Source organism: Olsenella uli, from assembly GCF_016899935.1.
Taxonomy (GTDB): Bacteria; Actinomycetota; Coriobacteriia; order Coriobacteriales; family Atopobiaceae; genus Thermophilibacter; species Thermophilibacter uli_B.
In genome coordinates this window covers 137,554-156,866 of the sequence record NZ_JACJJK010000001.1, presented here as the reverse complement: position 1 = coordinate 156,866, position 19,313 = coordinate 137,554, and the positions used below count along the sequence as shown (strand labels likewise).

Annotated in this window: 12 protein-coding genes and 1 tRNA gene; 10 read left to right on the top strand and 3 right to left on the bottom strand. The window is 68.2% G+C overall.

Annotated elements, in window-relative coordinates; all coding sequences use genetic code 11:
• Positions 1-286: 286 nt before the first annotated feature.
• The 3 genes from carA to H6A07_RS00700 all read left to right on the top strand — a co-directional run bounded on the left by carA (position 287) and on the right by H6A07_RS00700 (position 5,684).
• Positions 287-1,555, top strand: a complete 1,269-nt coding sequence (carA, locus tag H6A07_RS00710; RefSeq protein WP_204812382.1) for a glutamine-hydrolyzing carbamoyl-phosphate synthase small subunit — start codon at positions 287-289, stop codon at positions 1,553-1,555.
• Complete coding sequence (gene carB, locus H6A07_RS00705) at positions 1,556-4,765, top strand: carbamoyl-phosphate synthase large subunit (RefSeq protein ID WP_204812378.1); 3,210 nt, start codon at positions 1,556-1,558, stop codon at positions 4,763-4,765.
• Between the two features lie 76 nt (positions 4,766-4,841).
• Entirely contained in the window at positions 4,842-5,684 is an 843-nt protein-coding gene (locus H6A07_RS00700; protein ID WP_204812375.1) for a PHP domain-containing protein, read from the top strand.
• Positions 5,685-5,750: 66 nt separating this feature from the next.
• Here H6A07_RS00700 and H6A07_RS00695 read toward each other — a convergent pair whose 3' ends face one another.
• On the bottom strand, positions 5,751-6,116 hold the full coding sequence (locus tag H6A07_RS00695; protein WP_204812374.1) for a hypothetical protein: 366 nt from the start codon (positions 6,114-6,116) through the stop codon (positions 5,751-5,753).
• A 148-nt stretch (positions 6,117-6,264) separates the two neighbouring features.
• Here H6A07_RS00695 and H6A07_RS00690 point away from each other — a divergent pair.
• From H6A07_RS00690 to H6A07_RS00670, 5 genes are all read left to right on the top strand, one after another.
• Positions 6,265-6,351: transfer RNA gene (locus tag H6A07_RS00690), tRNA-Leu, on the top strand.
• Between the two features lie 49 nt (positions 6,352-6,400).
• The gene (gene tig / locus H6A07_RS00685; RefSeq protein ID WP_204812372.1) at positions 6,401-7,753 is read left to right on the top strand and encodes a trigger factor; all 1,353 of its coding nucleotides are present in this window, start codon (positions 6,401-6,403) and stop codon (positions 7,751-7,753) included.
• Positions 7,754-7,825: 72 nt separating this feature from the next.
• Positions 7,826-8,443, top strand: coding sequence for an ATP-dependent Clp protease proteolytic subunit (locus H6A07_RS00680; RefSeq protein WP_204812370.1), 618 nt, complete (start codon positions 7,826-7,828; stop codon positions 8,441-8,443).
• A gap of 3 nt (positions 8,444-8,446) precedes the next feature.
• Positions 8,447-9,754 carry an ATP-dependent Clp protease ATP-binding subunit ClpX gene (gene clpX, locus H6A07_RS00675; protein ID WP_275100572.1) on the top strand — a complete coding sequence of 436 codons (1,308 nt, stop codon included), beginning with the start codon at positions 8,447-8,449 and terminating at the stop codon, positions 9,752-9,754.
• A gap of 224 nt (positions 9,755-9,978) precedes the next feature.
• A complete protein-coding gene (locus H6A07_RS00670; protein WP_204812368.1) occupies positions 9,979-12,795 on the top strand; it encodes a right-handed parallel beta-helix repeat-containing protein in 2,817 nt (938 codons plus the stop codon).
• A gap of 145 nt (positions 12,796-12,940) precedes the next feature.
• Here H6A07_RS00670 and H6A07_RS00665 read toward each other — a convergent pair whose 3' ends face one another.
• Both H6A07_RS00665 and H6A07_RS00660 read right to left on the bottom strand, forming a co-directional pair.
• Complete coding sequence (locus H6A07_RS00665; protein ID WP_239470952.1) at positions 12,941-14,065, bottom strand: glycosyltransferase family 8 protein; 1,125 nt, start codon at positions 14,063-14,065, stop codon at positions 12,941-12,943.
• Positions 14,066-14,125: 60 nt separating this feature from the next.
• Positions 14,126-14,887, bottom strand: a complete 762-nt coding sequence (locus H6A07_RS00660; protein WP_204812366.1) for a TatD family hydrolase — start codon at positions 14,885-14,887, stop codon at positions 14,126-14,128.
• Positions 14,888-14,944: 57 nt separating this feature from the next.
• Here H6A07_RS00660 and H6A07_RS00655 point away from each other — a divergent pair, with 57 nt between their 5' ends.
• Both H6A07_RS00655 and H6A07_RS00650 read left to right on the top strand, forming a co-directional pair.
• Positions 14,945-16,498 carry a zinc ribbon domain-containing protein gene (locus H6A07_RS00655; protein WP_204812364.1) on the top strand — a complete coding sequence of 518 codons (1,554 nt, stop codon included), beginning with the start codon at positions 14,945-14,947 and terminating at the stop codon, positions 16,496-16,498.
• 115 nt (positions 16,499-16,613) lie between these two features.
• On the top strand, positions 16,614-19,301 hold the full coding sequence (locus tag H6A07_RS00650; protein ID WP_204812362.1) for a valine--tRNA ligase: 2,688 nt from the start codon (positions 16,614-16,616) through the stop codon (positions 19,299-19,301).
• The last annotated feature ends 12 nt before the right edge of the window (positions 19,302-19,313 follow it).

Here is a 19,313-nt window from a genome sequence, read left to right as displayed (position 1 = left end):
CGTAGGGGTGAGTCTACCCGTCTACGGGGCAGGCCATTCAGCTCTTCTCGGCCGTGCGGCATGTTCGGAGGGCCTCGGTCGCCGCATGCGTTTTTCGTTATCCCGTCACACGGGCAACGGCCAACCTGCTATGCTATCCAAGACCTTTAAGACGGTACGAGAGACCGAAAAGGCGTCCACAACCTAAACCGCAGCTGCCTTTCGGAGTCTCCGCCACGCGGCGGTCGCTCCGTTTTTTGTAGCGGCGGATTTGCCCCTGGGCGCACGACGAAAGGGCGGTGTTGCTGTGAACCTACTGGTGGATGGCGGCAGGCATCCGAGGGCGCTCCTCGCGCTCGAGGACGGGACGTACTTCTTCGGACGTTCCGCCGGCGCCGAGGGCGAGGCCTTCGGCGAGATCGTGTTCAACACCTCGATGGTGGGCTACCAGGAGATCGTCTCCGACCCGTCCTACGCGGGCCAGATCGTGACGCTCACCTACCCCCAGATCGGCAACTACGGGATCAACGAGAAAGACATGCAGGGCGACCCGCTGCACCTGGCCGGCCTCGTGGTCCACGACATGTGCTACACGCCGAGCAACTGGCAGTCCGTCGAGAGCCTGCCCGAGTTCCTTGCCCAGCGCGGCGTCGTCGCCATCGAGGACGTGGACACCCGCGCTCTCACGCTGACCATCCGCGAGGGCGGCGCCATGCGCGCGGCCATCTCCACGGTGGACCTGGACCCCGAGAGCCTCGTGGCCCGCGTCAAGGCGTCCCCGGCCATCTCCGAGCACAACTACGTCGCCGACGTCTCCACGCCCGAGCCCTACACGGTGCCCGGCCAGGACGCGGACGGCCAGCCGCGCCTCCACGTGGTGGCCTACGACTGCGGCGAGAAGCGCGGCATCGCCAAGCGCCTCTCCGCCGCCGGCTGCGAGGTCACCGTCGTGCCGTGGGACACGCCGGCCGAGAAGGTCCTCGCGATGGAGCCCGACGGCGTGTTCTTCTCCAACGGCCCTGGCGACCCGTCTTCCGTGCCGCCCGTGGTCGAGGCGGTACGCGCCTGCCTGGGCAAGCTCCCGGTCTTTGGCATCTGCCTCGGCAACCAGGTCATCTCGATGGCGGCCGGCGCCCAGATCGAGAAGCTCCCGTACGGCCACCACGGCGGCAACGAGCCCGTGATGAACCTGCTCACCGGCAAGGTGGAGATTACCGCGCAGAACCACAACTACGGTCCGGTCTTCTCGACCTTTGGCCCGCTCGTGCCGGAGCTCTCCGGCGGCGTCTCCGAGCACCCGGCCGACGAGGACCTGCGCTTCTGGTCCCGCGCGCACGTGGCGCCCGTCGTCCAGACCGCCGAGTACGGCCGCATTCGCCTCACGCACGTGAACCTCAACGACGGCACGCCCGAGGGCATTCAGTTCCTCGACATCCCGGCCTTCTCCATGCAGTACCACCCCGAGGCCAAGCCCGGTCCCAACGACTCCACGTACGCCTTCTCGGCGTTCGCCAAGCTCATGCGCGGCGAGGACGACTACCTCGCCATCGACGTCCGCGAGGGGAGGCGCTTCTAGATGCCCAAGCGCACCGACATCAAGAAGATCCTGATCATCGGCTCCGGCCCCATTGTCATCGGCCAGGCCTGCGAGTTCGACTACTCCGGCACCCAGGCCTGCAAGGCCCTGCGCTCGGAGGGCTACGAGGTCGTGCTCGTGAACTCCAACCCGGCCACGATCATGACCGACCCGGAGACCGCCGACCGCACCTACATCGAGCCCATCACCGTCGAGTCCGTGACCAAGGTCATCGAGAAGGAGCGCCCGGACGCGCTGCTCCCCAACATGGGCGGCCAGACGGGCCTCAACTGCGCCGTCGCCCTCGGCAAGTCCGGCGTGCTCGAGAAGTACGGCGTCGAGGTCATCGGCTGCGACGTGGACTCCATCGAGACCGGCGAGGACCGCGAGCTCTTTGCCAACGCGATGCGCGACATCGGCCTCGAGGTCGCCAAATCCGGCATCGCCCACACGATCGAGGAGTGCGAGAAGATCGCCGAGGAGCTGGGCTACCCGGTCGTGCTGCGCCCGGCCTTCACGCTCGGCGGCGCCGGCGGCGGCATGGCTTACAACCACGACGACCTGCTGCGCATTGCCGAGCAGGGCCTCGCGCTCTCGCCGGAAAGCGAGGTGCTCGTCGAGCAGTCCGTGGAGGGCTGGAAGGAGATCGAGATGGAGGTGATGCGCGACTCCGCAGGCAACGGCGTCGTCATCTGCTCCATCGAGAACCTCGACCCGATGGGCGTCCACACCGGCGACTCCATCACCGTGGCGCCCTGCCAGACGCTCAACGACTTCGAGCTCCAGCGCCTGCGCGACTACTCGATCGCGATCCTCGAGCGCGTGGGCGTGGCGTGCGGCGGCTCCAACGTGCAGTTCGCCGTGAACCCGGACGACGGCCGCGTGATCGTCATCGAGATGAACCCGCGTGTCTCCCGCTCCTCGGCGCTCGCCTCCAAGGCCACGGGCTTCCCGATCGCCAAGATGGCGGCCCTGCTCTCCGTGGGCTACACCCTCGACGAGATCGAGAACGACATCACGCGTGAGACGCCGGCCTGCTTCGAGCCCTCGATTGACTACTGCGTGGTCAAGGTCCCGCGCTTCGCGTTCGAGAAGTTCAAGGGCACCGACGACACGCTCACCACGCGCATGAAGGCCGTCGGCGAGGTCATGTCCATCGGCGCCACCTTCGAGGAGGCCATGCAGAAGGCCATGCGCTCGCTCGAGCAGGGGCACGCCGGCCTCGGCGCGGACGGCGCGGACGACTTCGACGAGGAGCGCTTCGAGGAGCACGTGGCCACGCCCACGCCTGAGCGCATCCTCTACGTGGCCGAGGCGCTGCGGCGCGGCTGGGGCGTGGAGCGCGTCTTCGAGCTCACCAGGATCGACCGCTGGTTCCTGAACCGCATCGCGGACATCGTGGCCGCCGAGGGCGTCATCTCCGAGCGCGGCCTCGCCGGCCTGGACGCGGACACGATGATGGCCGCCAAGCAGCTGGGCTTCTCGGACGCCCAGCTCGGACACCTCACCGGCCAGCGCGAGGACACCGTGCGCGCCGTGCGCGAGGTCCTCGGCGTGCGGCCGTGCGTCAAGACGGTGGACACCTGCGCCGGCGAGTTCTCCGCCCGCACGAGCTACCACTACTTCACCTACGAGAAGGGCGGCGTCTCGGAGTTCCACGAGGCGAAGCGCCCGCGCGTGGTCATCCTCTCCGCCGGTCCCAACCGCATCGGCCAGGGCATCGAGTTCGACTACTGCTGCGTCCACGCGGCCTACGCGCTCGAGGCCAAGGGCTACGAGACCGTCATGGTCAACTGCAACCCCGAGACCGTCTCCACGGACTATGACACCTCCGACCGCCTCTACTTCGAGCCCCTGACCTTCGAGGACGTCATGAACGTCATCGAAGTCGAGAAGCCCGTGGGCGTGATCGTCACGCTCGGCGGCCAGACCCCGATCAACCTCGCCAAGCGCCTCAAGGCCGCCGGCGTCCCCATCATGGGCACCCAGCCCGAGGCCATCGACCTCGCCGAGGATCGCGACCGCTTCGCGAGCCTGCTCGACCGCCTCGAGATCGCCTACCCGCCCTCGAGCACGGCCGAGACCGTGGACGAGGCCAAGGCCGTGGCGCGCCGCGTGGGCTACCCGCTGCTCGTCCGCCCGAGCTACGTGCTCGGCGGTCGCGGCATGGGCATCGTCTACGATGACGACGACCTCGTGAGCTACATGGCCGAGGCCACCAAGGTCTCGCCGGACCACCCCGTCTACCTGGACGCCTTCCTCGAGGACGCCATCGAGCTCGACGTGGACGCCCTGTGCGACACCGAGCAGTGCTACGTGGGCGCGGTCCTCGAGCACATCGAGGAGTGCGGCATCCACTCCGGCGACTCCGCCTGCTGCTTCCCGCCCTTCTCGCTCTCTGACCGCCTGGTCGAGAAGGTCCGCGAGACCACGCGGCGCCTGGCGCTCTCCTGCCACATCCAGGGCCTTCTCAACGTGCAGTACGCGGTTCGCGACGAGCAGGTCTTCGTGATCGAGCTCAACCCGCGCGCGAGCCGCACGGTGCCCTTCTCGTCCAAGGCCACCGGCGTGCCGCTGGCCAAGTGCGCCGCCCGCATCATGAGCGGCGAGAAGATCTGTGACCTTGGCCTTCCCGAGGAGGCGCACGAGCGCGGCTACTACGCGGTCAAGGAGGCCGTCATGCCGTGGAGCCGCTTCCCGGGCGCCGATGTCACGCTCGGCCCGGAGATGAAGTCCACCGGCGAGGTCATGGGGCTCGACGTCACCTTCCCCAAGGCGTACGCCAAGACGCGCGAGGCCATCGAGTACGACGTGCCGCAGTCCGGCAGCGTCTTCGTCTCCGTGTGCGACCGCGACAAGCGCTCCGTGGCGCCGGTGGCGCTGTCGCTGCGCAACCTCGGCTACGACCTGCTGGCCACGCGCGGCACCGCCAAGACGCTGCGCGCCGCCGGCATCCCGTGCGAGGTCGTGAAGCCCATCTCCGAGGGCTCGCCCAACGTCCTCGACCTCATGGCGGAGGGGAAGATCTCCTTCCTCATCAACACGCCGAAGGGCCACAGCTCCCGCGGCGACGGCACCAAGATGAGGAGCGAGGCCGTGAGCCGCGGTATCGACATGGCCACCACCATGTCCGGCGCGGTGGCGCTCGTCCAGGCCATCGCGGCGCTGCGCCAGGGCCCGCTCGACGTCTACGCCCTCCAGGACCTGTAAAACTTGCCTGAAAGGGGTCATGCCTAAAAGGGGTCAGACCCCTTTTAGGCAACTTCTGAGGAAGGGAGCTCCCCGCATGCCGCGACTGCTGCCCGCCGCCACAATCGTCGACACGCACACCCACACGCGGTTCTCCGACGGCGTCGGGACGTTCGAGGAGAACGCCCGCGCCGCCGTCGCCGCCGGGTGCGCCGTGCTCGTCTCGACCGACCACCTGACGCTGCCGGCGTCGATGGACCCGGACGGCAGCATCGGCGTCGCGGAGGGGGAGCTCCCCGCGCACCGCGCCGCCTGGGAGGCGGCCCGCGACGCGCACCCGGAGCTGGAGATGATCTACGGCTTCGAGTGCGACTGGTACCCGGGCTGCGAGCCCGCCGTCGAGCGCTTCTCGGCCGGCGCGAGCTTCCTTCTGGGCAGCGTGCACTGGCTCGGGACGCCCGAGGAGGGCTCCTGGATGGACGACGCCGAGGATTACGTCATCTGGCGCGAGCTCGGGGCGAACGGCGTGTGGCGCCGCTACGTCGACTCCTGGTGCGCCGCCTGCGAGAGCCCCCTGCCGTTCGATTCCATGGCCCATCCCGACCTCCCGGAGCTCATGCGGACCAAGGGCTTTGTCCACGAGGGGAGCCTCGAGCCGCTCTGGGACGAGATGGCCGCCTGCGCGCACGACACGGGCCGCCGTGTGGAGCTCTCCACGGCGGGCTGGCGCAAGGGCGTGGGGTCCTACTACCCGGCGCCGGGCCTGCTCGAGCGCTTCCGCCGCGCCGGGGTCCCGATCACCGTGGCCTCCGACGGCCACCGCCCGGAGGACATCTGCGACGGCATCGCCGGGGCGTACGCGCACGCCTGGGAGGTCGGCTACCGCGCCGTGGAGGTCCCGCGCGCCGACGGCAGCTGGGAGTCGATGCCGCTCAGGTAGCGCCCCCCGCGCCGAGAAGAGCGGCGTGCCGAGAAGAACGACGTGCCGAGAAGAACGGTGCGCCCGTTAGGGCTCGAGCCGCTCGACGATGCGGAGGAGCTGGGGCACGCACGCGGCGGGAAGCTCGCGGTCCTCGCCGCGCACGAGCCTCTCGACCGTGTCGACGTCGCAGCCGACGAGCCGTGCGAGCGCGTCCGTCGACAGGAGGCCCCGCTCGACGATGAGCCCGACCCTCGCGAGAAGGTCCTCCCTCAGCCGCGCGGTGCCCCGGAGGGTGCCCTCGCGCGTCTCGGCGCCGAGGATGGCGCCGATGAGCAGGCCGGCGTCGCGGGGACACCCGAGCGAGAACGTCACGTCGCTCTCGGGGGAGGTTCCCGTCAGCTCCCATTCGAAGCGCTCGACCCAGTCGATTCCGGCAAACAGCTTGTCCATGTCGGCCACCGCGTCCCTCGCGTCGTCACGCCAGCCCCACTATACCTCGCGCCGATCCGACGCCGCCGTCCTTCTCGCCTGCGTGAATTATCTGCCGAGTCGTGGGTATCCTGTAGAAGTTTGGTACACTCATAAGGCTGTGCGAACTGCGGGCGTGGTGGAACTGGTAGACACGCTGGATTTAGGTTCCAGTGGGGGAGACCCCGTGAAGGTTCGAGTCCTTTCGCCCGCACCAGCGAGAAGGAAGTGGCGGCGCGGCCGCCATCAGAGACACTGGAGGAACGTTGAAGATCACCGTCACCGCTGCTGAGAAGCCGATCGACGACAAGCTGACCGCCGAGGTCACCGTCCCGGCCGCCGATGTCGACAAGGCCATCGCCAAGACCTACAAGGACATCGCCAAGAAGTACAACTTCCAGGGCTTCCGTCGCGGCCACGCGCCGCGCCCGGTGATCGACGGCATCATCGGCCGCGAGGCCGTGCTCGCCCAGGCCACCAACGACCTCCTGAACGCCGCCGAGCCGCTCATGCTCGAGGAGCTCGACGTCACGCCCGTCGGCCGCGTGAGCTTTGGCCCCGCCGACGCCGACCCCGAGCTCGCCAAGCAGGGCGCCGACTACGTGGTCACCGCCACCATCGGCGTGCGCCCGACCTGCGAGCTCGAGAGCTATGACGCCCCGACGATCAACATGCCGCCCGAGGAGGCCACCGAGGCCGAGATCGACTGGCAGATCAACCAGCTCCTCAGCTACCAGATGACCTACGAGGACGTCGAGGAGGACCGCGCCGTCGAGCCCGGCGACGTCGTCTCCGTGGACATCGAGAACGTGGAGGGCGCCGGTCACCTCGCTGGCACCAACCGCATGCTCGCGCTCGACGGCCAGCAGGTGCCCGCCCAGCTCGAGGAGGGCATCGTCGGCATGAAGAAGGGCGACGAGAAGGCCATCGAGTGGACCCACACCCACGAGCACGAGGGCGAGGAGCACTCCCACACCTTCTCCGTCAAGGTGAAGCTCAACGCCATCAAGAAGGGCGTCACCCCCGAGCTCGACGACGAGGTCGCCAAGAAGTACGGCTACGACGACGTGGCCTCCTTCCGCGACGCCGTCAAGGAGGAGATCGAGGGCGACAAGAAGACGACCCTGCCCAACCTCAAGGAGGACCGTCTCGTCGAGGCCATGGGCAAGCTCCTCAAGCTCGATGAGGTCCCCGAGGCCTACCAGAACGAGATCTTCAACGAGCTCGCCTCCGAGTTCCTCGGCCGCCTGCAGAACCAGGGCGTCTCGCTCGACATGTATCTGCGCGCCCGCGGCGTGAAGTCCGAGGACTTCATCGCCGACCTGCGCGTCCAGGCCGAGGAGCGCGCGCGTCAGTCCCTCGCGCTCGACGCCCTCGCCGCCAAGCTCGGCGTGGAGGTCAGCGAGGACGAGGTGCGCGAGGAGTTCGAGAAGGCCGGCGTCGAGGACGTGGACGCCTCCCTCGAGCAGTGGCGCTCCGAGGGCCGTCTGCCGGCCATCCGCGACTCCATCCGTCGCACGAAGGCCCTCAACTGGCTCGTCGAGAACGCCAACGTGAACATCGTGGACGAGGTCGCCGAGCGCGCCGCCGCGGGCGAGACGTCCGAGGACGCCGAGTAGCCCCGTCTCACGGCTCGGAAACGCCCCGGGCGAGCGCTCGCCCGGGGCTTTCACATACGAAACGGAGAGCACATGCACCAGCCAACCAACATCCCGCTCATCCCCTACGTGGTCGAGCAGACGCCGCGCGGCGAGCGCAGCTACGACATCTACTCCCGCCTGCTCAACGACCGCATCGTGTTTCTCGGCGAGGAGGTCACGCGCGACTCCGCCAACCTCGTGATCGCGCAGCTGCTGCACCTCGAGAGCCAGGACCCCGACAAGGACATCTCGCTCTACATCGACTCTCCCGGCGGCGACGTCTACGCGGGCCTCGGCATCATCGACACGATGAACTTCATCAAGCCCGACGTCTCCACCATCTGCGTGGGCATGGCGGCCTCCATGGGCGCGGCGATCCTTGCCTGCGGCGCCAAGGGCAAGCGCCTGGCCCTGCCCAACTCGATGGTCCTCATCCACCAGCCGAGCTCGGGCGTCTCCGGCCAGCAGACCGACATCCAGATCGTGGCCGACGAGACCCGCTGGATCCGCCAGCACCTGAACGAGATCCTCGCCGAGGCGACCGGCCAGCCCATCGAGAAGATCAACGCCGACACCGAGCGCGACAACTACATGCGCGCCGCCGAGGCCTGCGCCTACGGCCTCGTCGACAAGGTCATCACCTCCCGCACCGAGCAGAGCCAGGAGTAGCGCATGCCCACGAACGACATGGACTCCTTCGGCAACGAGATGCGCTGCTCCTTCTGCGGCAAGACCCGCAGCCAGGTGAGCAAGCTCATCGCGGGCCCCGGGGGCGTCTTCATCTGCGACGAGTGCGTCCACGCGTGCTCCGACATGATTGACGGCTCCGAGCTCGACGTGGCCGAGGAGGACGAGCCCGAGCAGACCGACGGCGGCCTGCCGATCAAGAACCTTCCCACCCCGCACGAGATCTACGACGAGCTCTCCCAGTACGTCATGGGCCAGGAGCAGGCCAAGCGCGCGATGAGCGTGGCCGTCTACAACCACTACCGCCGCATCCTCTCCGGCAACGATGAGGTGGAGGAGGGCGCCGAGGAGGTGGAGATCGCCAAGAGCAACATCCTGCTCCTGGGTCCCACCGGAACCGGCAAGACGCTGCTCGCGCAGACGCTCGCGCGCTTCCTCGAGGTGCCGTTCGCGATTGCGGACGCCACGACCCTCACCGAGGCGGGCTACGTGGGCGAGGACGTGGAAAACATCCTGCTCAAGCTTATCACCGCCGCCGACGGCGACGTCGAGCGCGCCCAGGTGGGCATCGTCTACGTGGACGAGATCGACAAGATCGCGCGCAAGGCCGAGAACCTCTCCATCACGCGCGACGTCTCCGGCGAGGGCGTGCAGCAGGCGCTGCTCAAGATCCTCGAGGGCACCGAGGCGAGCGTGCCCCCGCAGGGCGGTCGCAAGCACCCGCAGCAGGAGCTCATCCGCATCGACACGACGAACATCCTGTTCATCTGCGGTGGCGCCTTCGTGGGGCTCGACAAGATCGTGGCCGACCGCATCGGCAAGAAGGGCATCGGCTTCAACGCCGAGGTCGGGCACAACGCCGAGAAGGACGAGGACTACCTCATGGGCCAGGTCATGCCGCAGGACCTGCACAAGTTCGGCATGATTCCCGAGTTCCTGGGCCGCATCCCTGTGATCACCGCCACGCGCGAGCTCACGGAGGACGATCTCGTGAGCATCCTCACGCAGCCGAGAAACGCGCTCGTGAAGCAGTATCGCCGCATGTTCGAGCTCGAGGGCGTTGATCTGGTCTTCGAGGACGACGCGCTCGAGGAGATCGCCCGCCAGGCCATCGCCCGCGGCACCGGCGCCCGCGGCCTGCGCGCCATCTGCGAGGCGACGCTGCAGGACACGATGTTCGACCTGCCGAGCGACCTGGACATCACCAAGGTCGTCGTCACCAAGGAGAGCGTCGGCGGGGGCACGCCGCCCCGCATCGTCACCACGGCGCACGGCAAGCATCGCGTCGCGTAAAAGGGGACGGGTTATTCCTCTCAGAGTCTTTGGGACAGGCCTCACGCCGCGCTCGGCTGGGGCCTGTCTGTTAATTGGGGACAGTCCCCGATTCACACATATTTTTGATGTTGGCGCGGTCGCCGATTGGCAACCGGGCGGGCCGCCCGCATCGGCTACACTCAAGCAATCTGTAAGCTGTCTGAACGGACACGGCAACGGGAGGCACGAGGATGCACAAGCACATGAGGCGCATGCTCGGCTGCCTGGCGGTGACGGGCGCGCTCGCCCTGTCGCTCGCGCCTGCGGCGTACGCCGCGGACGAGCCGGGGGAGGGGTCGGCCTCGGTAGCTGACCCCGCCTCCGCCCAGGTGGTCGAAGCGGGGGAGGGCGGCGCCGCAGCGCCGCAGGCCGACGAAGGCGTCGCCAGGATCGGCAACGAGACGTATGCCACGCTCGACGAGGCTATTGAGGCGGCACAGAGCGGCGACACTATTGTGTTGTTGACCGATGCTCAGGTAACGAAGACGCTCAACAAGACCATGACCATCGACGGCAACGGTCACACGCTCGTCTCGAAGGATGTTCGCTATGGATTTGGCGTTCCAGACGATACCATCCATCTGACGCTCAAGAACATGACGGCTGATTTTGACTACACCGTCGATGTCGAGAATCCCTCATATGAATCGGATCTCAGCCTGTTCTACATCAACTCGGATACCGACTTCACGTTTGAGAACGTCACGATGAGCCTGAACGGGTCGGGTGCCTCTAACCGCCTGCATGGCTTTTATAATGACGGCGGGAGCGCCTCGGTGTTCGATCTGGTCGACTCGACCATTACCGTCTCGAATTTCCCCGAGGATGCACTGGAGTGGTCGGGCACTTCGTCGCAGTTCAACATGACGAGGTCGCACTTCACGTCAGACCACAACCGATCCGGTTTTGCGGGGACGTTCAACACCGTCGCCGTCGACTCGACGATTTCGGTCGTCAACAGCACGGGAAACGGCGCGAACGGCTCCAACTTCGACTTCACCAACTGCGAGGTTGATTTCAGTGACAACAATAGCCACGGTCTCTCGGCGGGCACCCTGGTCATCGACAGCTCCACGGTGACGGCGAACCGCAACGGCGCCAACGGCATCCATACCAGCGGTACCTTGACGATTCGCAACGGTTCCGACGTGACGGTCGCCGGCAACGACTGCTCCATCAGCAGCCAATGGACCATCCCCGGCGCGCTGTACGTCGGCGGCGCCGGCGAGTCGACGATTGAGGACAGCTCGGTGACTATCTCCGGCAACTACGGGTCGGGCATCTACCAGAAGGACGCGGGCGGCACGCTGACCATCGCGGACTCCGCCAAGGTGGACGTCACCGCCAACACGGCCGTCAAGCTCGGCCTGGGCGGCGGCCTCTACGCCAATGGCTCCGTCGCCCTCGGCGCGTCGACGACGCTCTGTAACAACCACGCCCCGCAGGCGGGCGACGACGTCTACGTCTCGGAGTCGGGGTCGGTCGCCCTGCGCGAGACCGGCTCCGGCTGGAGGCTCGACGGCGTCGGCATCGACGGTGCCGCCGACGACTGCACCGACGCCATCGACGGCTGGTACGACGACTCCGCCGACGCCCGCTGGGAGGCGCACGCCGACTCCTACGACGGAATCCACGTCGAGGAGCACGCCGTCGACGGCACCGTGACCGTCGAGGGCCCGCTCGCCCTCAAGGCGGCGCACGGCCTGGGCGTCGTGACCGTCCAGCCCGCCGACATCACCATCTACATGGGCGGCGACGAGGGCTACGAGGGAACCGCCACCGAGGACGGCGCGATTGCCGGCAGCAACTCGCTTCCCGAGCCGGGCTTCTACCTCGAGCTCTCCGACGACGTGAACGCCGCGCTCCAGGCGGCCGGCGCATCGACCGAGGGCGAGGGGGCCGACCTCTCCCGGTACCTGGCCATCTACACGCACGGCTACGACGGCGAGGGCGGCGAGCTCCACTGGAGGCTCGAGCCCTACGGCAACACGTACTCCGGGGCCAACGGTCGCTACATCTACCGCATCGTCCCCGTCCCCGAGGGCGATCAGGAGCCGGTGCCCGTCCGCCTTCAGTTCACGGCCGATGACGGCGCCGTGACCACGAGCGACGCGTTCGACCCGAGCTCCGCGGGCACGCTGCAGCAGCACTACGCCATGCGGCTCTACACCGAGCTCGTCCAGAACGACCGGGTCGTCTTCGAGGTCGACGTCGACGGCGAGAAGTTCTACAACTCGATGGAGCTCGCCGACGGCACCCTCAGCGTCCGCTACGTTACCGGTGACCAGGACAGCGTGATCACCGACGTCGTCAGCTCCGAGGAGGACCTCGCGGCCGCCCGGGCCGAGAACCCGGACAAGGCGTTCGCGACCCTGCCCGACGGAACCAAGTACTTCATCAACGAGAGCAAGGTCGACGTGACCGGCTCCGCGGCCCCGTCGCTTCTGTTCGACGACGTGGTGAGCGACCACAACACCGAGGGCGCCTCAGACTACGACCAGCAGCTCGCCAACCGCGCCGCCGAGGTGGCGGCCGACAGCGGCGCCGACCTCGAGAACCCCTACTACCAGGCCAAGTACCTCGACCTGGTCGACGCCAACAACGGCAACGTCTGGCTCACCGCCAGCGAGCCGGTCACCGTGTACTGGCCGTACCCAGAGGGCACCGACGAGTCCACCGAGTTCCACCTCGTGCACTTCCCGGGCCTCGACCGCACGATGGACAACGGAGACGTCCAGGCCGCCATCGAGGGCTCGGCGGCGGAGTACGTCGACGTGGAGAACACCGAGCACGGCATCCGCTTCACCACCGACGGCTTCTCCCCGTTCGTCCTGATCTGGGACGCGGGCGCCGAGGCGGGCCCGCAGCCCGAGCCGCCGACGGAGACGGCGGGCGACGAGGGCGACGGCGGCCTCGCGAGGACCGGCGACGACACGTCCTTCGCCGGCGCCGCCGTGGCGGCAGCCGCCGGCGTCGCGCTCGTCGCGACGGGCGTCCTCCGCACGAGGCGCGAGGCGTAGCTAGCGTCCCCAGGCTCTGTCCCACGGACGGGTCCCGGCTCCGGCCGGGGCCCGCTTTGTCGTGTATGTGTAAATTGGGGACAGTCCCCAATTAACAGAAGCTTCTTATATCAAAAATGTGTGTGAATCGGGGACTGTCCCCAATTTACAGGTTGGAGCCGCCGAGGCCCATGTAGGTGCGGATGACGGCGTCGCGACGCCGCGTGCCGGCGGGGCAGATCTTGTCAAAGGCGGGCATGATACCCTTGTAGATGGCGATGACCTGGAGCCGCTTGGCAAGCCCCGCCGCAGAGGCGCGCGACTCCTCGAGCTGCCCGCGAATCTCGTCGAGGTAGGGCGAGCGCATCGCGTAGTGCCAGAAGAGGTCGGCGCGGTCGGCATCGGGATAGAGCCAGGGACGGTTGTCCGGCCCGGCGAAGTGGATGATCGCGGGGTCGGCCGCCGCCTCCTCGTACTCGGCGCGCACGTCGGCCGGCGCGTTGGCCACGATGTGGGTGCGCCGCAGGTGCTGCCAGTCCATGAGGTAGTTCCAGCGCATGTGCACGCGCACGTAGTTGCCGTCCACGACCTTGTTGAGCACGTCCTGGTCGAGCCAGCGCCACATGCGCTGCGTGGAGAGGGCGAGAAACTCCTCCGGCGTGACGCTCGCGCGCAGCTCGGCAAGGTTCATCAGCAGCACGCCCGCCTGGAAGTAGTCGTGGGGGTCGCGCATGCCGAGCTCGTTCTTGAGATAGGGCCCGACCGTGGTGTCGTAGCCGTCGATCTGGCCGATCGTGTCGGCGTCGCGCGTCGCGGCGAGCGGGTAGCCCGTCACGTCGACGTCGTAGAACTTCGCCACGTCGTCGTCGACGATGAGGTCGGAGTCGAGGTAGATCGCCTTGTCCACGTTGGAGAGCAGCTGCGGCGCAAGCAGGCGGTAGTACGTCTCGGGGCGGAAGTGCCCGTGGTGGGGAAGCTCGATGTCGCCGAGCGCGGCGTCCACGTCCAGAAACCCGATGCCCACGTTGTCCGCCTTGGTCTGGCGCGTGAGCGTGATCATGCTCGCCGGCGAGATGTTGCGCGTGAGCACGATGATGTCGTAGCGCCGTGCCGCGCTCGCGTTGTCCACGATGGACTGGATGGCCACCGAGAGGTACGGGACAAAGTTCTCGCTGCACGCAAAGACGATGACCACGTCGTCCAGCGGCAGGCCGAGGTCGTCGGACGTGCTGGCGAGCATCGTCGATGAGAGCGGGTTTCTCACGTGCGTGGTCTTGCGCAGCGGCTTCATGGGTCCTCGGTTCGGGTGCCTTCAGGGCACCGTCAACTCTACCATTCGTCGCCCCGCCCCTCAAATGCCGAGAAGGACGGCGGCGTTGTCGGCGAGCCCGCGACGGACGTCGCCCGGCTCCTCGCCGCGCTCCTCCGCGATCCCGGCGACGGCGCGCTCCAGGGAGGCCACGAGCTCCTCCGCCCCGCCGCCCGCGCCCGGCGCCTCGGGGAGGTCGGTCTCCGTGAGCAGGAGCTCCGCTGGGAGCACCCGGGCGTACTCGCGCCCCCGGCGCGTGGCGAGCGCCCGCTCGCCGAACGAGAACCGGCACCCCAGCCGCGCCGCCCGCCAGAGCTCCTCCGAGCTGCCCGAGAACCAGTGCAGCACGCAGCGGCAGCGCGCTGCGGCGCCCGTGCGCTCCAGGACGTCGAGCGCGGCCGTGGCGGCGTGCACGGCGTGGACGGAGAGGACCAGGGGCGCGTCCTTGTCGCTCGTCTCGGCGCACACCGCGCAGACCCGCTCGAAGGCGGCGAGCTGCGCTTCCCAGGTGCCCGCGCGCCTCGGCGAGGCGTCGAGCCCGACCTCCCCGACGAGCCGCGCGTCGCCGAGCAGCCCGACGAGGGCCTCCGCCTCGGAGCCGTCGCGGACCCACCACGGGTGCAGTCCGAGCCCCAGGGCCACGTTCTTCTCGCCCCGCAGCGTCTCGCTGACGGCGCGGTACTCCGCAGGGGTCACGGTGACGGCGAGCAGCCCCAGCCCCCGCGCCCCGGCCTCGCGCGCCGCCCGGGCCGGGTCGGAGAACCACCCGAGGTGGCAATGCGTGTCCCAGAGAGAATAGTCCAAGGCCCCTCCGACCCGGTGTGGTATGTTCGCTGGGAAGAGTATAGGAGAGGAGCGGCGATGTTCTGTCCCAAGTGCGGGTCCCAGCTTCCGGACGGCGCCAAGTTCTGTGCGGCGTGCGGCGCCCAGCTCGGCTCCCCTGCGGCGCCGGCCGCCGCGTCCAAGCCCCCGCGCCGCTCGCGCAAGGCGCCCCTCATCGCCGGGATCGGCGCCCTCGTCGTGCTCGTCGCGGCGGGCGTCATCGTCTGGCTCGCCTTCTTCGCGCCCTATGACATAGACGAGAAGAACTTCCCCGACGCCGCCCTGCGCGCCGCCGTCGCGGCCACCTACGACGCCGACCACGACGGCAAGCTCTCCCGCGACGAGGCCCGGGCGGTCACGAGCATGAGCCTCTCGGGCTGCGTGAAGCTCTCGGGGCTCGGGCACATCTTCCCCAACGTCGCGTCCCTCACGGTCACGGGCGGCGCGCTCACGGAGCTCGACACGAGCGACCTCCCGCAGCTCGCGGCGCTCGACGTGAGCTCGGAGCCGCTCGCCGCGCTCGACCTCAGCGGCAACGGCGCGCTCACGAGCCTCTCGGTCCCGGACGCGACGCAGGTGAGCGGCCTCGACGCGACGGGGCTGCGCGAGGTCTGGCTCACCGCCGACATCGTCGAGACGAACCAGGGCGACACGGTCACCTACCACAGCGAGCGCGACGCCGCCGGGCGCGTCACCGCCTGGAGCTTCCAGTGGGAGACGGGGCCCGTCGTCTCGGGCAGCTACACCTACGACGACCAGGGGCGTCCCGCCTCCGTGGCGCTCAACAACTCGCAGTCGGGCGTCACCGAGGAGACCTACGCCTACGACGAGTCGGGCCGCCTGGCCACGATCGTGTCGACGAGCGACTACTCCACGCAGACGAGCACCTACGCCTACGACGACGCGGGCCGCCTGTCCCAGGTCGTCTCGGAGACCGGGTCCACCTCGGCCTCGACCTCGACGACGGCCACCACGGACTATGCCTACGACGACGCCGGGCGCCTCACGCAATCAAAGACGACGAACGTCTTCCAGGGGTCGACCACGGCCTACTGGACGAACTACGTCTACGACGAGCAGGGCCGCCTCGTCCGCGAGGAGACCTGGACTGGCGGCGACCGCCACGGGGACCAGCTCTCCTATGCGGCGATCTTCTCCTATGACGACGCCGGCAACATGGTCGGGACGTCCTACGAGGGCACCTACACCGACTTCCTGATCCCCGAGAGCTTCGTCTACGACGACCAGGGGCGCGTCGTGTCCGCCTCGACCGGCGACCCCACCGGCTCGGTGACGTCGGCCACCTACGAGGCCACCTTCTCCTACGACGACGCGGGCCGCATGGTCGGCGCCGAGTCCGTCTCGACCTACGACGGGCGGGAGCACGTGGACTCCTACCAGGCGACGTACACGCGCCGCTTCGTTGCCAAGGACGCCCCGGACCCGGCCACCGGGTTCAGCCTCATCGCCTACAAGGGGGTCGCCGGCGCCGACACGATCCCGCTCGTGGGCATCACGCACCCGGCGACCGGGGTTGTCCCCGACGGCCTGGAGGTGCCGCCCTACAACGAGAGCGTCTATCGCGGCTACTAGCGAAGGTACGGGGCCCTGCGCCACGGCCCCGCCGTCCTTCTCGCCCGCCCGTCCTCCGGTCCTGCGCGTGCTATCCTGTAGGACTGATATGCACGCGACCGGGAGAGGACGCCCCGTGGAAGAGATGCCCAAGACCTACGACCCCCAGACCACCGAGCCCGAGCTCATCGAGCGCTGGATGAGCGCCGGCTGCTACCAGCGCTCCAAGGGGGTGGGGGACTGCACCGTCGTGATCCCGCCGCCCAACGTGACGGGAATCCTGCACATGGGCCACGCGATGGACGACTCCATCCAGGACACCTACGTGCGCTACAGCCGCATGCGCGGGCGCTCCACGCGCTGGATCCTGGGCACGGATCACGCGGGCATCGCCACGCAGACCAAGGTCGACAAGAAGCTCAAGTCCGAGGGCGTCTCCCGCCTTGAGATCGGCCGGGAGAAGTTCCTCGACGCCTGCTGGGACTGGACGCGCGAGTACGGCGGCACCATCGTCAACCAGATCAAGCGCATGGGCTGCTCGATCGACTTCTCGGACGAGAAGTTCACGATGAGCCCCGAGTTCTCCCGCGCCGTGCGCAAGGTCTTCTGCGACTGGTACCACGACGGGCTGATCTATCGCGGCAAGCGCATCGTCAACTGGTGCCCGAGCTGCTGCACCGCCATCTCGGACGACGAGGCCGAGTACCAGGACGAGAAGGGCCACCTGTGGTACCTCCGGTACCCGCTCGTGGAGCCCGTGGACGGCATCGACCACATCACCGTGGCCACCACGCGCCCGGAGACCATGCTCGGCGACACGGGCGTGGCCGTCTCCCCGCAGGACCCCGAGAAGGCCAAGCTCGTAGGCAAGATGGTGCGCCTGCCGATCGTGGACCGCGAGATCCCGATCTTCTCGGACTGGCACGTGGACGCCGGCTTTGGCACGGGCTTCGTCAAGGTTACGCCCGCGCACGACCCCAACGACTACGCGATGGGCCAGGCCCACGACCTCGAGCAGATCAACATCTTCGACGAGCACGCCGTCGTGGTGGACGGCTACGGCGAGTTCTCCGGCATGAACCGCGACCAGTGCCGCGAGGCCGTGGTGGCGTGGTTTGAGGAGCACGGCCTGCTCGAGAAGGTCGAGGAGCTCGACCACTCCGTCATGCACTGCTACCGCTGCAACACTGCGCTCGAGCCTTGGCTCTCCGAGCAGTGGTTCGTCGCCGTGGACAAGCTCAAGGAGCGCGCCACGCAGGTCGTGCGCGACGGCGAGGTCACGTTCCACCCCGAGCGCTGGACCCAGACCTACCTCACCTGGATGGACAACCTCAAGGACTGGTGCATCTCCCGCCAGCTCTGGTGGGGTCACCGCATCCCGGTCTTCTACTGCGAGGACTGCGGCTGGGAGGACGCCCTCATGGAGGACACGGACACGTGCCCCAAGTGCGGCGGCCGCCACGTCCACCAGGACGAGGACGTGCTCGACACGTGGTTCTCGAGCCAGCTGTGGACCTTCGCCACGCAGGGCTGGCCCGATGACACCTCCGAGCTCGCCGAGCACCACCCCACCAAGGTCCTCGTGACCGCGCGTGACATCATCGCGCTCTGGGTGGCGCGCATGATCATGAGCTCGCTCTACTTCACCGACGAGGTGCCCTTCCACGACGTCTACATCTACGCTACGATCCTGGCCAAGGACGGCAGCCGCATGTCCAAGTCCAAGGGCAACGGCGTTGACCCGATGGAGCTCATGGAGAAGTACGGCGCGGATGCCATGCGCTACAACCTCCTCACGCTCATCACCAACAACCAGGACGTCAAGTTTGACGCCAACATCGACAAGAAGACCCACAGGCTCGTCGACAGCCCGCGCACCGAGCAGGCCCGCGGCTTCGTGACCAAGATCTGGAACGCGAGCCGCTTCGTCCAGATGAACCTCGAGGGCTACGAGCCGGGCGCGCCCGCCGCCGTGACGCCGGAGGACGCGTGGATGCTCTCGCGTCTGGCCCGCGCCGTCGCGCACGCGACCGAGCAGCTGGAGACCTACGCCTTCGGCGACTACGCGCGTGAGATCCAGAGCTTCTTCTGGGGCGACGTCTGCGACTGGTACATAGAGCTTTGTAAGAGCCGCCTGCTCGACGGCGCGCCCGCCGAGCGCCTGCAGGTCCAGCGCAACCTCGTCTTCGTGCTCGACACCTGCATGAGGCTGCTCCACCCCGTCATGCCGTTCGTGACCGAGAGCGTGTGGGATGCCCTTCCCGCGAGCGGGCTTGACGACCACTCCGCCGAGTTCCTCATGGTGGCCGCCTGGCCGGAGCCCGAGCGCTTCGCCGAGTTCGTGAACGAGAAGGCCGAGAAGGACTTTGAGCTCGCCAAGCGCGTCATCTCCTGCGTGCGCTCCACGCGCGCCCGCTACCGCCTCTCGCCCCGTGCCGAGCTCGACGTCTGCGTGCGCTGCTGCTGCGAGGACGCGGCGGTGCTCGCCGGGCAGGAGGGCTTCGTGAAGAGCGTCGGCCACGTCGGCGAGCTGCGCGAGGGCGAGGGCGTGGAGAAGCCCGAGGGCTGCGTCTCCGTGGCCGACGGCGGGCTGGAGATCTTCGTCCACGTGGGCGACCTCGTGGACCTCGCCGCTGAGTCCGCGCGCCTTGCCAAGGAGCTCGCCAAGGCCGAGAAGGACCTCGCGGGCGTTGAGCGCACCCTTGCCAACGAGGGCTTCGTCGCCAAGGCGGCGCCCGCGGTCATCGAGAAGAAGCGCGCTCAGGCCGCCGAGCTCACCGCCACGATCGAGCAGCTCAAGGCTCAGATCGCGGACTTCGCGTAGGCTCTCGCGCGC